This is a genomic window from Methylosinus sp. H3A, assembly GCF_015709455.1.
GTDB lineage: Bacteria > Pseudomonadota > Alphaproteobacteria > Rhizobiales > Beijerinckiaceae > Methylosinus.
The window spans coordinates 718,996-731,763 of sequence record NZ_JADNQW010000005.1; the positions used below are offsets into that span (position 1 = coordinate 718,996).

Below are 12,768 nucleotides of genomic sequence, written 5' to 3' on the forward strand. Positions count from 1 at the left end.
GCGGCCGGCAAATCGCCCCGAATCGGGGCTATGCCCGTTCTGCTGCGGATTTGGCGCCTATTCCGGCGGCGAGCGCCTGCTCGAATGAGCGGCTTGATAACAGGTCGCGCCCCCCTGTCAACGCGGCCGCCGGTCGCTTCCGGGCCGGCTTTTCATTTGCAGCGAGTTCTCGTCGATCGAACGATTCCAATCGGGCGGAAAGCGCTCGCAGCCCCGCCGCGCGGATTGGGATTTGCGCGATTCATGCTAGGAGAAGACGATTCGTAAGGGGTATCTAATCGTGATCGGTCCGGTTTCCATATGACGCAAGTCCCGCACAGGCTCGACGACGCGCTGCAGCGGCTCTCCGGCGCGCTGGAGCGCCTGGAGGAGACTGTCACGCGCCGTATCGAGGCCGAGCTGTCGCATGCCGATCTCGAGGAGGAGCTCGCCGTCATGCAGGACGACCGCAGCCGGCTGGGCCTCGAGCTCGACGCCGCCCTCGCCCAGAACAGCGCGCTGGAAAAAGCGCGCGACGAGGTGCTGACGCGTCTCGACCGCACGAGCCTCGGCATTCGCGCCGTGCTCGGCGATGACGACCAGACGGAGACGTAGAGGCGGCGAATGGCGCATGTGGTGGTGACGATCGCGGGCCGGACCTATCGCATGGCCTGCGAGGATGGCGAGGAAGCGCATATCGACGAGCTCGCCAAGCTCGTCGAAGCCAAGATACTGTCATTGCGCGAGGGTTTCGGCGACATTGGCGAGCAGCGCATCACCGTGATGGCGGCGCTCACCCTCGCCGACGAGGCGTCGATCGCGACGCGCAAGCTCGAGGCGGCGCAGGCGGAGCTCGCGGCGCTGCGGGAGAAAGAGGCTGCGGCGAAAGACGCCGAGGCCGCTCTCGAGGAAAAAATCGCCGCTGCGCTCGAGGATGCGACGACACGCGTCGAGCGCCTCTCCCGAGAGCTGCAGTCCGGCGGCGGCGACGCGCCCCCCGATCTCTGACGGCCCGAGCCTTCGGCGGCCCGGGACATTCAGCGACCTACCTTCAGCGACCCCAGGCCTCGAAGGCGGGATCGTGCTTGACCTTCTCCAGATCGTCCGCCTGCTGGGACAATTGGATGTGCCGGCGTTCCGCCGCGTCGCGCTCCGCCCCGTCCTTGAGGATGGCGATCTTGAGCTGCTCGGTCGCCTTGCGGGCGAGCGCATTGATCCAGCGGTTGAGATTGGTGACGACGAGATTCTTCCGCGCGAGCTCGACATCGCGCCCGCCCGCGTCGCCCTTCAATATATCGCGCTCCTTGACCGCCGCGGCGAGCTGCGCGTCGAGCTCGGCGAGCTTCTCCGGGGCGGTGGTCCCGGCGCGGGCTTTCTCGATCGCGGCGATGCCGTCGTCCAGCCAGGAAATCTGCTGCGCGAGCACGCCGTCTTTGATCGGCCCCTTGACGTCGAAGGAATTGGGCAGAGGGAAGAAGGGGCTGATCTCCACCGCTCGCGCCGGAGCGGCGGCGAAGGGCGCCGAGATCAGGACGGCCAGAGCCAGTGTGGCGAATTTCGACATGTTTTTCTCCCATGCCGACGGGTCGTTGTCTCGTGACGGCGCGCCCGTCTCCGTGGGTCGGCCGCCGCCCGCGGCTGCGCAAGACTGAGGCATCGACGTAGCTAAGGCAAGTCTCGCGATCTCGCCTCGCGATCTCGCCTCACGAGGCTCGCACATATTTTTCGCGGGCTCGCCGCCGAGCGTGAACGAAGCTGGCGCGAGACGCCGGCCCTTGGGCGATCTTATTGATCCAACAGAAAGAAATTGCGCTCTAGCTCTGCGCTACACATCAGGGCGCGGACATGCAATAATACCCTTCGGCCGAAGCGGATGCTTTGCACGACATTCGCCCAGAGGGCGTCGGCGCGTTATTTTCATTCCCGCAACTATCGTCGAGACGTGAATTATCGAAGGAGATCACTTCAAAATCTTATAGATACGGTCGAGATGCGATGAAAAAGGATAAGAATTCTTCAAGGGCGAGGCCAATGCTCGAACTCGACTGTGAGAATTGCTGCTCTAACGTCACGATGCAGGGTCTTCGCGCGCTTCAACACGAGGTGCTCGAGAGTCTGGCGCGCAGCAGGCCGTTGCGAGACGCGATGAATGAGCTCTGTCGACGCGCCGAGCGGCTCGCGCCCGATGTCATCTGCTCCGTGCTGACCGTCGACCGCGAGGGCCGGCTGCATCCTCTGGCGGGGCCGAGCCTACCGGATCATTATTCGAGCTCGCTCGACGGCATGCGCGCGGGGCCGGACGCCGGCTCCTGCGGCGCCGCGGCCTATTTCGGCGAGCCCATCGAGGTCACCGACATAGAGAACGATCCCCGCTGGGTCGCCTTCCGAGCCTTGGCGCTTCCGCTCGGGCTGCGCGCCTGCTGGTCCTCGCCCATTCGCGCCTCCGACGATCGCGTCGTCGGCACTTTCGCCTTTTATTATCGGTCCTGCCGGGGGGCGAGCTCGCTCGACCGCACCATCGTCTCGACCTGCGTGCATCTTTGCGCCATCGCGCTGGAGCAGCAGGAGCGCAAGGAGCACATCCATCGGCTCGCCTATTTCGACGCCGTCACCGGCGCCGCCAACCGCGCCTCTATGGAGCAGCATGGCGAGACCGCGATAGCAGCCGCGGTCGCGAATGGCTTCGGCGCGGCCATCCACTGCATCGACCTCGACAGTTTCAAGGAGATCAACGACACGCTCGGGCATCGCGCCGGCGACATTCTGCTCAAATCGGTCGCCGAGCGCATTTCCTCGATCGTGAACAAGGGCGACATCGTCGCCCGCATCGGCGGCGATGAATTCGCCGTGGTTCAGTCTCACGCCGCCTCCCCCGCGGATATCGGCGGCTTCGCCATGCGGCTGATGGATGCGATGGCCGCCCCTTTCGACCTCGACGAGGCGATGGCGACGGTCGGCGTCAGCGTCGGCATCGCGCGGGCGCCGGAGGACGGCTATGATCTGCGGACGCTGATGCGGAAGGCGGATTTCGCTCTTTACGAGGCCAAGTCGACCGGCCGCGGCCATTTTCGCTTCTTCGATCCCGAGATCGAGTCGCGGATCGCGGCCAATCGGCGAATTTGGCAGGATTTGAAGCAGGCCGTCGCCAACGGCGAGTTCGAGCTGCATTTTCAGCCGATCGTCGCGCTCGACGTCACGCGCGTCTGCGGATATGAAGCGCTGCTTCGATGGCGGCATCCGCGCGACGGCCTCCGCACGCCGGAGGACTTCCTCCCCGTCGCGACGAAGGCCGGCCTCTTATACGAAATCGGCGCCTGGATATTGAACGAGGCCTGCGCCTCCGCGGCCACGCTATCCCCAGACGCGCGAGTCAGCGTCAATGTCGGCCAAGTCCAGCTGGAGAAGGCCGGCTTCGCGCAAGACGTCGCCGAGGCGCTCGCCGTTTCCGGAATGGACCCGAGCCGGCTGGAGATCGAGATCGCCGGATCGGTCCGGCTCGTCGACAATGAGGACGCTCTGGAGTGTCTGACGGCGATCCGCGCGCTCGGCGTCTCCGTCGCGCTCGATGATTTCGGCGTCGGCGGCTCGGCCCTCGCGCATCTTCACGCTCTTCCGGCGGATCGCATCAAGATCGGCCGGCCCCTGGCGCAGGACGCGGAGACCAGTCCGCGCGCCGCGACGATCGTGAAGACGATCATCGCTCTCGCGCATGATCTCGGGATAACGACGACGGCCGAGGGCGTCGAGACCGACGCGCAGCTACGCATGCTCCGCCAATTCGGCTGCGATGAGATTCAAGGCTTCGTGATCAGCTCGCCGAAACCGCTGAACGCCTTTCTCGGAGGCGTCGAAGCAATCGGCGGCGACGCGCATCCGCCCTTGTCGCTCGCGTGAGCGGGCGACAAGGGTCGCGCAGACGTCGCCGAAGAGCGCGCTATATGCAGGCGAGAACGACCGAGCAGAGACATTTCCCTCGCTGCCGAAAAGCTATTCGGGACATTTCGGCAAAAATTGCGTTTCCTCTGTCCGCGGCGCGTCGGAGTTCGAACCATGTATCGTATTGGGCGCGGTTCGCGTTCCGAAGAGCAAGAAATCTTGGATCCGGAGACCCTCGGCGCCTCGATCCGAGCGGATCAGGCGCAGATGCTCGCCGAGGGCCAGTCCGTTCTCGTCTTCAATGCGGTGAACGCCGTAATCGTCGCGGGTATTTTCCATGAGTTCTACTCGGGCGCGCAGATCGCCGCCTGGCTTCTCGCCTTCGTCGCAGTGGTGACGGCGCGCGTCGCGCATGCGCGACACTTTCGCGCCTCACAGTCTTCCCCGGACGAGGTGCGGCGCTTTCTGTCGCTCTGGGCGCTCGGCTCGACGCTCACGGGCTGCCTTTGGGGAGCCGCTTCGTCGGTGCTATGGCTGACGCCCGACGCGGGTTACCACGCCTTCGTCGTCTTCGCCGCCGGCGGCATGGCGGCCGGCGCCGTCCTCACCAATTCGTCCTATCTGCCGGCGATGTTCGGTTTCATCGCGCCGGATGTCGCGCCGCCGATCATCGCGCTCTTCACGCGGGGAGAACCCACGGCTGCGGCGATGGGCGCGCTGCTCACCGCCTTCACCGCCGTGCTGATCATCCTCGGCTTGCGCGCCAATGGCTGGCTGGTGTCCGTGTCGCGACGCAGACTGCTGCAGGAAGCGCTGTCAGAGGCGCTCCATCAGCGAAACGCCCTGCTTCACGCCGTTTCGACCGCGGCGACCGAGCTGACCACCGCGACCCCCAGCGCTGCCGCGATCCCCGACCTGCTCGAATCCGTCGGAGCGGCGATCGGCGCCGACCGCATTCTCGTCTTCGAATCCGGCTCGGCGCTGACCGGCCCCCCTTCCCTGCTCCATTTCTGGCAGAGGCCCGAGTCTCCGCTCACCCTGGACGCGACGTTTTTCGAGGTCGACAAGACGCGCAGCGCCTTTTTGTCCGATCCGCTACTCGCCGCGCTGACGGAGCGCCGGCCGGTGTCGGCCGCGACGCGCGCGCTCGACCCCGGCCCCGCCAAGGCCTTTCTCGAGCGCGCCGGCGTGCGCTCCGCGCTGTTCGCGCCAATCGTCGTCGACGACGCCGCATGGGGATGGGTCGAGGTCGAAGACTGCCGGACCGAACGCCAGTGGAAAGCGGCCGAGATCGACGCGCTGCGCATACTCGGCGACATCATCGGCGGCTCGGTCGCGCGTCAGCGCTATGTCGACAGGCTCCGCGACGCCAATGAGGTGGTCGAGCGCAGCCCGACGCTGCTGTTCCGTCTGCGAATGGACGGCCGCACGCCGCGCCTGGTCTATGTGTCCCACAACATCGCGCTGTTCGGCTACGACCCTTGGGAGCTCACCGACCCCGCGAGCAGCCTCGCCAATTGCGTTCATCCCGACGATCTCGAAAAGGTCGGCGCCTCGCTGGCGCGGGCGGCCGCGGACGGAAAACGCGGCGGAATGGTGGAATTTCGCTTTCGGCGACGCGACGGCGGTTATAGATGGCTCGACGCCCGCTATGCCGCGCGCGACCGCTCCGGGCGATCGCAACTGATCGAAGGCGTGGCGCTCGACGTGACCGAGCGCAAGGAAGTCGCGGACCAGATCGCGATTCTCGCGCAGACCGACGCTCTGACCGGCCTCGCCAATCGCAGAAGCTTCATCGACGCGCTTCGCCGCGCCTTCGCGAACGCCGAGGCCGGCGGCAAGCCCTTCGCGCTGCACTACATCGACGTCGACCATTTCAAGGAGGTCAACGACCGGCTGGGCCATGCGAGCGGCGACGCGCTGCTCGAAGCGCTCGCCGGGCGGCTGAAAGGGCGTTGTCGCGCCGGCGACGTCGTCGCGCGGCTCGGCGGCGACGAATTCGCTATCCTCCAATCCAAAGCGCGCGACGAAGCGAGCGCGGCCGCCATGGCTGCGAAAATCTGCGCGCTCGCGGCCACCCCCTACGCTCTGCCGGGCGGAGAGCTGCGCGCCACGGTCAGCGTCGGCGTCGCTCTGTTCACATCGAAGATGGAGGGGCCAGACCCGATGCTGGCGCGCGCCGACCGCGCGCTCTATCACGCCAAGGAGAGCGGCAGAAACCAATATCGCATCGTCTCCGGCCCGGGAACATGAGGCCGAGGTAGGACATATATGTCGCACTTCGATCTTTTGTCGGAGCTGTCACCGCTCGGCCTCGGTCACAGGCTAGAGCTCGGATTCGGGGAAATAGCAAAAAACATCTGGAATGCGCAGGCGGCGGCGCTCGCGATCGGTTTCGTCATCGCGGCGGTTGCGCCGATCGAAGCGCTTGGACAAACCGACATCGGCGCTCTGACGGTGGTTTCGCGCCAGGCGAAACCGAAAAAGACAAAAACGGCCCACGCCCGCGCGCCGCAGCGGCCGCCCGCACGACGAGCGGAACGGCGGACGGCTCCCGCGGGGCGGCCCGCATCGCCGCGACGGCGCTCGCTCCGTCACAGGCCCCCGCTCGACGCCATCGAGCCGACCGCCGCCGAGGGCAAGGTCCAGCGGCAGGCGACAGCGGCGGCGGAAGCCTCGGAGGCCTCCTCCTCGGCCGATCAAGTCGGCGCGACCGACGGCCGCACGCCGATCAAATTCGACATCCGCCACTGAGGCGGCGGGGCGGCGAGGATATTTTACGTTCTCGCCGTCCTCGGGTCAGAGCGTTTCCGGCCGCAGTGGACGCCGGTTCGGCGTGGGAAACGCGTCAAAGCAAAAATCTAGCGTCTTTCCATGTTTCAATGAAACATGGAAAGACGCTAGACTTGCGCGATGACCGACGCCCCCATCCGCTATGTCGAGCCCGTCTTTCGCCCGCCGAGCGAAGCGGAATCGCTGATCCTCCCGGTGACCGACGGCTGCTCGTGGAACCGCTGCGCTTTCTGCGAGATGTACACCGCGCCGCAGAAGCGCTTCCGTCCCCGCGACGAAGCGGAGGTGATGGAGAGCATCAAGCGCTGCGGCGAGATCTACGGCGCCTCGGTGGCGCGCGTGTTTCTGGCGGATGGCGACGCCATGACATTGTCCACGCGTCGTCTCGCGGCCATTCTCGAGGCGATCCGCCGCGAGCTGCCCGGCGTGCGCCGCGTGTCGAGCTATTGCCTGCCGCGCAATGTGAGCCGCAAATCCGTCGCCGAGCTGCGCCAACTCGCCGAGCTCGGCCTGTCGCTCGTCTATGTGGGCGCGGAATCGGGCGATGACGACGTGCTCGCCCGGGTCGACAAGGGCGAGACCTTCGCCTCGACGAAAGAGGCGCTGGAGAAGCTCGGCGAGGCCGGAATCAAGCGCTCGGTGATGATTCTCAACGGCCTCGGCGGCGCGTCGCTCAGCGAACAGCACGCTGTCAATTCGGCAGCTCTGCTCAATGCCGCCCAGCCGGAGTTCCTCGCCACGCTCGTCGTCAGCTTCCCCGCGGGCGAAGCGCGGTTTCGCGGCAAATTCCCCGATTTCGCGCCTCTCGACGTGGCGGGCCTACTGCGCGAGATAGAAATTCTCCTCTCGCGGCTGGAATTGAAGCGGACTGTCTTCCGCAGCGACCACGCCTCCAATTGGCTGGTCCTGCGCGGCACGCTCGGCGCCGACAAGCCGCGCCTGCTCGAGCAATTGCGCGCCGCCATCGCAGCGCCGGAGACGGCGCCGCTGCGGCCGGCCTGGGCGCGCGGTCTCTGAAGCTTCGCAATATGCGCTGGCGCACAGCGTCCCCCGACGATCGCCGTCATGATGCGCTCGGTCGACCAGAATCGAGACGCGAAAGCCCTCGGCGCGGCGAGTCGACCATTAGAGCGTTTCCAGCCGAAGTGGACACCGGTTCGGCGTTGGAAACGCGTCAAAGCAAAAGCCGAGAGGGGAAGATGCGCGCATGATCAAGATCGAGCTCGAGCCGCAGATCGCGAAGGAGCTCTTGATTGTCCTGGAGCGGCGCCTGTTCACTATCCACGAGGTCGAGCAGAGGCTGCAATCCGCCCAATTCGGCACGATCGAGCAGGAGAAGGAAGCGATCATTCCGATGATCATCGCGCTCGAGACGGCGCTGAAGATTCCGCCCCACCAATAGAGCGTCTCCAGCCGAAGCAGACGCCCGTTCGGCGTTGGAAACGCGTCGAAACAAAAGATTCTAGATCGCCGATCGGCGCGTGCGTCGGGGCGGCGGGGAGGCTATGCTCGCCTCCTCCCACCGCACCAAAGGCGCGCAAACATGCAATTTCTCCACACCATGATCCGCGTCGGCGATCTCGACAGCTCGCTGGACTTCTTCTGCGGCAAGCTCGGACTCGTCGAGGTGCGTCGCGCCGAGAGCGAGAAGGGCCGCTACACGCTCGTCTATCTCGCCGCGCCGGACGATCTTCCGCAGGCGAAGGGCGCGGGCGCGCCGCTGATCGAGCTCACCTATAATTGGGACGAGCATGATTATGCGGGCGGCCGCAATTTCGGCCATCTCGCCTTCGCCGTCGACGATATCTACGCCGTCTGCGCGCGGCTCCAGGCCGCCGGCGTCACCATCAACCGCCCGCCGCGCGACGGCTTTATGGCCTTCGTCCGCTCGCCCGATCAGATTTCGATCGAGCTGCTGCAGAAGGGCGCGCCGCTGCCGCCGGCCGAGCCCTGGAGCTCCATGCCGAACACCGGCTCCTGGTGATCGCCGAGCGAGGCTTCGATCGAGCAGGCGTTCGTCGACCAAGCGACGAACGCCTGCTCGGGCGCGCGCTCAGTAATAATAGTAACGGCGGCGACGCCAGAAGCGCGGCCGGTAATAGCGCCGGTAGAAGCGGCGACGCCAGCGCGGCCGCCAGACACGGCGGCGGTAATACCAATAGGTCTTTTCGACCTGCGCCCGATCGATATCCTCCTGCGTGGCCACGGCGGCCTGCGGGGCTGGCTCCTGCGCCCGCGGAGCGTCGAGCGGCGCGACCGAGGTGAGCGCCTGCGAGGGGCCGGCGGCGAGCGCCGCCGCCGCGCCGGCGACAAAAAATTTCATAAAAGCGCGACGTTCCATCGACATTCCTCCTCGAGAGCCGACGTGACGGGCGCAGGGCGCGCCCCATCCGCGCGGACTCTCTCCTCAGAAATTGCGCCGCTTCGACGGCCGGCAAGGCCTTCGCCGCCACTTCATCCGTCTCGCGCGGGCGGAGCGCGATGAAACCTTTTCACTTCTACGACGTTTTGCTTACGCGGCGAGGCGTAGGACGCCGGAATGACCGAACAGATTCAAATGAAATCCAGTTTTGCGACGATATAACGGCGAGGAACGATGCGGAGAAAGACGTCGAAAAATATCGGAAAATTTGGTCCGGCTTTTGCGTCGGCGCCTGAGGATATGCGGCGGGACGGCGTTTCGAAGGGAAGCCGACAATACGACGCACAGATTCCGCATAAAGAGACGGGAATTCCGAAGATGCATTCCGACGGAGCAGGAGAGTTTCGTTCGCAGGACGGAGAAAAGGTCATGCTCGTCACCGATCTCATCCATTCATGCTCGAACGACAAGGTCGCGCAGGCCGCGACATTCTGCATCGGAGGCGTTTTCGCCGAGAGAGTCCGCGCCGTTGCGCTGGAGAATGGGGTCAGCGAAGGGCGCTTGGTGGCCGTGGTGGTGCGCGACTTCGCGCTGCGGGCCGATGAGATGGAGCGCGCGCAGCTCGCCCGCGAGATGATCGGCTCCGATCAGCCGATCCTGAGCGGATTGCGCCGGGTCGTCGAAAAGGCGCTGGAAGGCGGCGCGCAATTCGCCGACGCCGTGAAGGGCTTCGAGCTGCCTTTCGTTCGGCGCGACGGCGGCCTCTCCTTCGACGGGGTCGCCCGCCTGCAGCGCGCCGCGCGTCTCGACGCGCGCTGACGGCGGCCCCCGGCCCTCGCCCCACCCCCCGCGTGTATCGCCCCGCGCGCTCTTGCTCCGCGCGCTCTTGCCCGGGGCCCCTTCGGCAGCGACAATGCCGCCCCTGCGCGGGAGAGACAGAGGCGGCGGATGTCAGGACTGATCGACGAAGCTCAGATTGTCTCGATTCTGACGACCTATGGCTATTGGGCCATATTCATCGTCGTCGCGCTCGAGAGCTCCGGCATTCCCCTCCCCGGCGAGACCACGCTCGTCGGCGCTGCGATCTACGCCGGCCACTCGGGCAATATAGATATTTGGCTCGTCATAGCGGCCGCGGCGGCGGGCGCCATACTCGGCGACAATGTCGGCTTTTGGATCGGCCGTGAATTCGGCGTGAAGCTGCTGATGCGCTACGGCTCCCATATCGGCGTCGGGCCGCCGCAATTGCGGCTCGGGCAATATCTCTTCATGCGCTGGGGCGGCTCCATTGTGTTTTTCGGCCGCTTCATCGCGCTTTTGCGCATATTGGCGGCCGTGCTCGCCGGCGCCAATCGCTTCGATCCGTTGAAGTTCCTGTTCTACAACGCCGCGGGCGGCATATGCTGGTCGCTGGTCTTCGGCCTCGGCGGCTATGTTTTCGGCGCCGCCATCCACCGGATCGCCGGGCCCGTCGGCTGGATCGGCCTCGGCGGGGCCGTCATCGGCGCCTTCGTGCTGTGGCGCTATTGGAAAATCCACGAGGAGCGGCTGACCAGAGAGGCGGAGGCGCATTTCGCGCGCATAGACCGGCGCGCGTGACGCTATCCTGCGGGGAGTCCCGCCTCCCAGGCGATGATCGCCTGCTTTCGCGTGAGCCCCCAATGATAGCCGGTGAGCGCGCCGCTCGCCCCGAAGACGCGATGGCAGGGCGCGACGAAGGAGACGGGATTGCGCCCGACGGCGGCCCCCACCGCCCGCGCGGCGCGGGGCTTGCCGAGCTGCGCCGCGATGGCCCCATAAGTGGTCGCCCGGCGCATCTCGATCGACAGCAGGGCCTCCCATACGGCCACGTCGAAGGCCGAGCCGAGGAAGGCGAGGCGCAGGGGACGCTCCGGCCGCCATTGCGCCGGATCGAAGACCCGAAGCGCGAAAGGCGCGGTCGCCTCCTGGTCTTGCGAGAATCCCGCTTTCGGCCAGCGGCGGCGGAAATCCTCGAGCACGGCCTCGCGCGCGCCCTCGACGAAGCCGAGGCCCATCAGGCCCAGCTCCGTCGCGATCAGCACCGCCTCGCCGAAGGGCGAGGGATGGAAGCCATAACCCATTGCGAGCCCCGCCCCACCCCGCTCGAACGCCCCGACGGGAGGCGCCTCGCAGGCGATGAAGAGATCGGACGCCCGCGCGGCGCCGAGCGCGGGGGAGGCGTCGAGCAGCGCGCGAATGTGGCCCGGCGTCGACGCCTCGAGAAAGGCCTCGGGCGAGAGCCCGGCCCAGCGCCGGAGCAGAACGCGCAATTGCGGTTCTGCGAGGCCCACGGCCCGCGCCGTCTCTGCGACCGAGGGCGGCCGGCCCCCGGTCTCGCCGAGGAAGCGGATCGTCTCCACGACCGTCGCATAATCCTCCTCCGGCCATCTATCGGCGGGAGCGGGAAGCGTCGGGGAGTAGGATGCGGAGCGCAGAGTCATGCGCGCATCATGGCGCGCGCGGGCGGACGCCGCCACCCGAAAAGGTTTCAAGAATAGACCGGCCCCCGCCTCGCCGTCGCCAAGGCGCGGGACAGCTCCCCAGCGAGCGCCGCCTTCTGCTCCGGCGCGAGAAAAGCGCCGATCTCGACGCGCTCGCCGCGCGAGACGATGAGCACGCGCTGCATGCCGAACTCCTCGTCCTCCTCCGTCTCGAGCCGCAGCCAATAAGTGTCGAAGCGCCGCTCCTGCCGCAGTCCATAGGCGCTCTTCTTGACGATGACGAGCTCGAAGGGGGTGAGGCTGAGGCTTTCGAAGGCTTTGGCCGAACGAAAGCTCACGCGAAGCGCGACATAGAGCGCCAGCACGTCGAGCCCCATGAAGCCGACCACCGGCCAGGCGCCGAGAATATAAAAGGGAACCGACAGCACGCATGTCCCCGCGCCGAACAGCAGGATGAACACATGCGCCTGTCGCAGCGTCATCGAGCGATGCGGGATCAGCCGCGTCTGATAAATGGCTTCCGCCGCAATGACTTCCGCCGAAGGAGCGCTCGCCGTCACGCCGCCGCCTTTCGTTCTCCGGTTCGTCGAGTTATAACGCCTTTATGCCGAACGAAAAGAGCCCGCTCGCCAAGGCGCGGCGCCCCGCATCGCCGCGCAGCCGCGACGCCGCCCGTATCGAGGAGATTTTCGCGCGTCTCGAGGCGGCCGATCCGCATCCCAAAGGCGAGCTCGAGCATGTGAATATCTTCACCCTGCTCGTCGCCGTGGTGCTGTCCGCGCAGGCCACCGACGTCGGCGTCAACAAGGCGACGCGCGCTCTGTTCGCGATCGCCGACACGCCGCAGAAGATGCTCGCGCTCGGCGTCGAAGGGCTCCGCGGCTACATCAAGACGATCGGCCTCTATCCCACCAAGGCGAAGAATGTCATCGCCCTCTGCGCGCAGCTGATCGAGAAGCACGGCGGCGAGGTTCCTTGCGACCGGGAGGCGCTGCAGACGCTGCCGGGCGTCGGCCGCAAGACCGCCAATGTCGTGCTCAACATCGCCTTTCATGTGCCGGTGATCGCGGTCGACACGCATATTTTCCGCGTCTCCAACCGCCTGCCGCTCGTCAAGGGCAAGACGGTCGAGCAGGTGGAGACGGGTCTCGAGAAAATCGTGCCCGAGCGCTTCAAGCTGCATGCCCATCACTGGCTGATCCTGCACGGGCGCTATGTGTGCAAGGCGCGCCGGCCGGAATGCGCGCGCTGCATCATCGCCGATCTCTGCCGCTTCGAGGGCAAGACGATCTGAGC

15 protein-coding genes are annotated in these 12,768 nt (G+C 66.3%); 11 read left to right on the plus strand and 4 right to left on the minus strand.

The features are described from left to right. The first annotated feature begins 300 nt into the window (after positions 1-300). A complete protein-coding gene (locus tag IY145_RS06505; RefSeq protein ID WP_196407455.1) occupies positions 301-594 on the plus strand; it encodes a DUF4164 family protein in 294 nt (97 codons plus the stop codon). A gap of 9 nt (positions 595-603) precedes the next feature. Continuing rightward, the gene (locus IY145_RS06510; RefSeq protein ID WP_196407456.1) at positions 604-987 is read left to right on the plus strand and encodes a cell division protein ZapA; all 384 of its coding nucleotides are present in this window, start codon (positions 604-606) and stop codon (positions 985-987) included. 43 nt (positions 988-1,030) lie between these two features. Here IY145_RS06510 and IY145_RS06515 read toward each other — a convergent pair whose 3' ends face one another. Continuing rightward, a complete protein-coding gene (locus IY145_RS06515; RefSeq protein WP_246721813.1) occupies positions 1,031-1,543 on the minus strand; it encodes a hypothetical protein in 513 nt (170 codons plus the stop codon). A gap of 509 nt (positions 1,544-2,052) precedes the next feature. Between IY145_RS06515 and IY145_RS06520 the strand changes: the two genes are divergently transcribed. From IY145_RS06520 to IY145_RS06545, 6 genes are all read left to right on the plus strand, one after another. After that, positions 2,053-3,873, plus strand: a complete 1,821-nt coding sequence (locus IY145_RS06520) for a putative bifunctional diguanylate cyclase/phosphodiesterase (protein ID WP_196410434.1) — start codon at positions 2,053-2,055, stop codon at positions 3,871-3,873. 201 nt (positions 3,874-4,074) lie between these two features. Next, positions 4,075-6,108, plus strand: a complete 2,034-nt coding sequence (locus tag IY145_RS06525; RefSeq protein WP_196407457.1) for a sensor domain-containing diguanylate cyclase — start codon at positions 4,075-4,077, stop codon at positions 6,106-6,108. Between the two features lie 18 nt (positions 6,109-6,126). Further along, positions 6,127-6,609, plus strand: coding sequence for a hypothetical protein (locus IY145_RS06530; protein WP_196407458.1), 483 nt, complete (start codon positions 6,127-6,129; stop codon positions 6,607-6,609). Between the two features lie 159 nt (positions 6,610-6,768). Continuing rightward, positions 6,769-7,665, plus strand: coding sequence for a radical SAM protein (locus IY145_RS06535; RefSeq protein ID WP_196407459.1), 897 nt, complete (start codon positions 6,769-6,771; stop codon positions 7,663-7,665). A gap of 190 nt (positions 7,666-7,855) precedes the next feature. Further along, positions 7,856-8,050, plus strand: a complete 195-nt coding sequence (locus tag IY145_RS06540) for a hypothetical protein (protein ID WP_196407460.1) — start codon at positions 7,856-7,858, stop codon at positions 8,048-8,050. Positions 8,051-8,191: 141 nt separating this feature from the next. Then, positions 8,192-8,632 (plus strand): VOC family protein, encoded by a 441-nt coding sequence (locus IY145_RS06545; protein WP_196407461.1) that lies wholly within the window; start codon positions 8,192-8,194, stop codon positions 8,630-8,632. A 69-nt stretch (positions 8,633-8,701) separates the two neighbouring features. On the opposite strand, the gene IY145_RS06550 is transcribed toward IY145_RS06545, so the two are convergent. Next, on the minus strand, positions 8,702-8,971 hold the full coding sequence (locus IY145_RS06550; RefSeq protein WP_196407462.1) for a hypothetical protein: 270 nt from the start codon (positions 8,969-8,971) through the stop codon (positions 8,702-8,704). Between the two features lie 417 nt (positions 8,972-9,388). Between IY145_RS06550 and IY145_RS06555 the strand changes: the two genes are divergently transcribed. Both IY145_RS06555 and IY145_RS06560 read left to right on the plus strand, forming a co-directional pair. After that, positions 9,389-9,829 (plus strand): hypothetical protein, encoded by a 441-nt coding sequence (locus IY145_RS06555; RefSeq protein ID WP_246721822.1) that lies wholly within the window; start codon positions 9,389-9,391, stop codon positions 9,827-9,829. A 129-nt stretch (positions 9,830-9,958) separates the two neighbouring features. Then, the gene (locus tag IY145_RS06560) at positions 9,959-10,609 is read left to right on the plus strand and encodes a DedA family protein (RefSeq protein WP_196407463.1); all 651 of its coding nucleotides are present in this window, start codon (positions 9,959-9,961) and stop codon (positions 10,607-10,609) included. A gap of 2 nt (positions 10,610-10,611) precedes the next feature. Here the strand turns inward: IY145_RS06560 and IY145_RS06565 are convergent, their stop codons facing one another. Beyond that, positions 10,612-11,472: a methylated-DNA--[protein]-cysteine S-methyltransferase gene (locus tag IY145_RS06565; RefSeq protein WP_196407464.1), complete on the minus strand. Its 861-nt coding sequence runs from the start codon at positions 11,470-11,472 to the stop codon at positions 10,612-10,614. 47 nt (positions 11,473-11,519) lie between these two features. Then, positions 11,520-12,032 carry a DUF2244 domain-containing protein gene (locus IY145_RS06570; protein ID WP_196407465.1) on the minus strand — a complete coding sequence of 171 codons (513 nt, stop codon included), beginning with the start codon at positions 12,030-12,032 and terminating at the stop codon, positions 11,520-11,522. A gap of 44 nt (positions 12,033-12,076) precedes the next feature. Between IY145_RS06570 and nth the strand changes: the two genes are divergently transcribed. Beyond that, entirely contained in the window at positions 12,077-12,766 is a 690-nt protein-coding gene (gene nth / locus IY145_RS06575) for an endonuclease III (protein ID WP_196407466.1), read from the plus strand. Positions 12,767-12,768 lie beyond the last annotated feature (2 nt).

Coding starts and splice junctions, on each gene's coding strand:
- IY145_RS06535 (WP_196407459.1), top strand. CDS start 6,769: ATGACCGACGCCCCCATCCGCTATGTCGAGCCCGTCTTTCGCCCGCCG.
- IY145_RS06515 (WP_246721813.1), bottom strand. CDS start 1,543: ATGTCGAAATTCGCCACACTGGCTCTGGCCGTCCTGATCTCGGCGCCC.
- IY145_RS06540 (WP_196407460.1), top strand. CDS start 7,856: ATGATCAAGATCGAGCTCGAGCCGCAGATCGCGAAGGAGCTCTTGATT.
- IY145_RS06545 (WP_196407461.1), top strand. CDS start 8,192: ATGCAATTTCTCCACACCATGATCCGCGTCGGCGATCTCGACAGCTCG.
- IY145_RS06565 (WP_196407464.1), bottom strand. CDS start 11,472: ATGACTCTGCGCTCCGCATCCTACTCCCCGACGCTTCCCGCTCCCGCC.
- IY145_RS06510 (WP_196407456.1), top strand. CDS start 604: ATGGCGCATGTGGTGGTGACGATCGCGGGCCGGACCTATCGCATGGCC.
- IY145_RS06550 (WP_196407462.1), bottom strand. CDS start 8,971: ATGAAATTTTTTGTCGCCGGCGCGGCGGCGGCGCTCGCCGCCGGCCCC.
- IY145_RS06530 (WP_196407458.1), top strand. CDS start 6,127: ATGTCGCACTTCGATCTTTTGTCGGAGCTGTCACCGCTCGGCCTCGGT.
- IY145_RS06555 (WP_246721822.1), top strand. CDS start 9,389: ATGCATTCCGACGGAGCAGGAGAGTTTCGTTCGCAGGACGGAGAAAAG.
- IY145_RS06520 (WP_196410434.1), top strand. CDS start 2,053: ATGCAGGGTCTTCGCGCGCTTCAACACGAGGTGCTCGAGAGTCTGGCG.
- nth (WP_196407466.1), top strand. CDS start 12,077: ATGCCGAACGAAAAGAGCCCGCTCGCCAAGGCGCGGCGCCCCGCATCG.
- IY145_RS06505 (WP_196407455.1), top strand. CDS start 301: ATGACGCAAGTCCCGCACAGGCTCGACGACGCGCTGCAGCGGCTCTCC.
- IY145_RS06560 (WP_196407463.1), top strand. CDS start 9,959: ATGTCAGGACTGATCGACGAAGCTCAGATTGTCTCGATTCTGACGACC.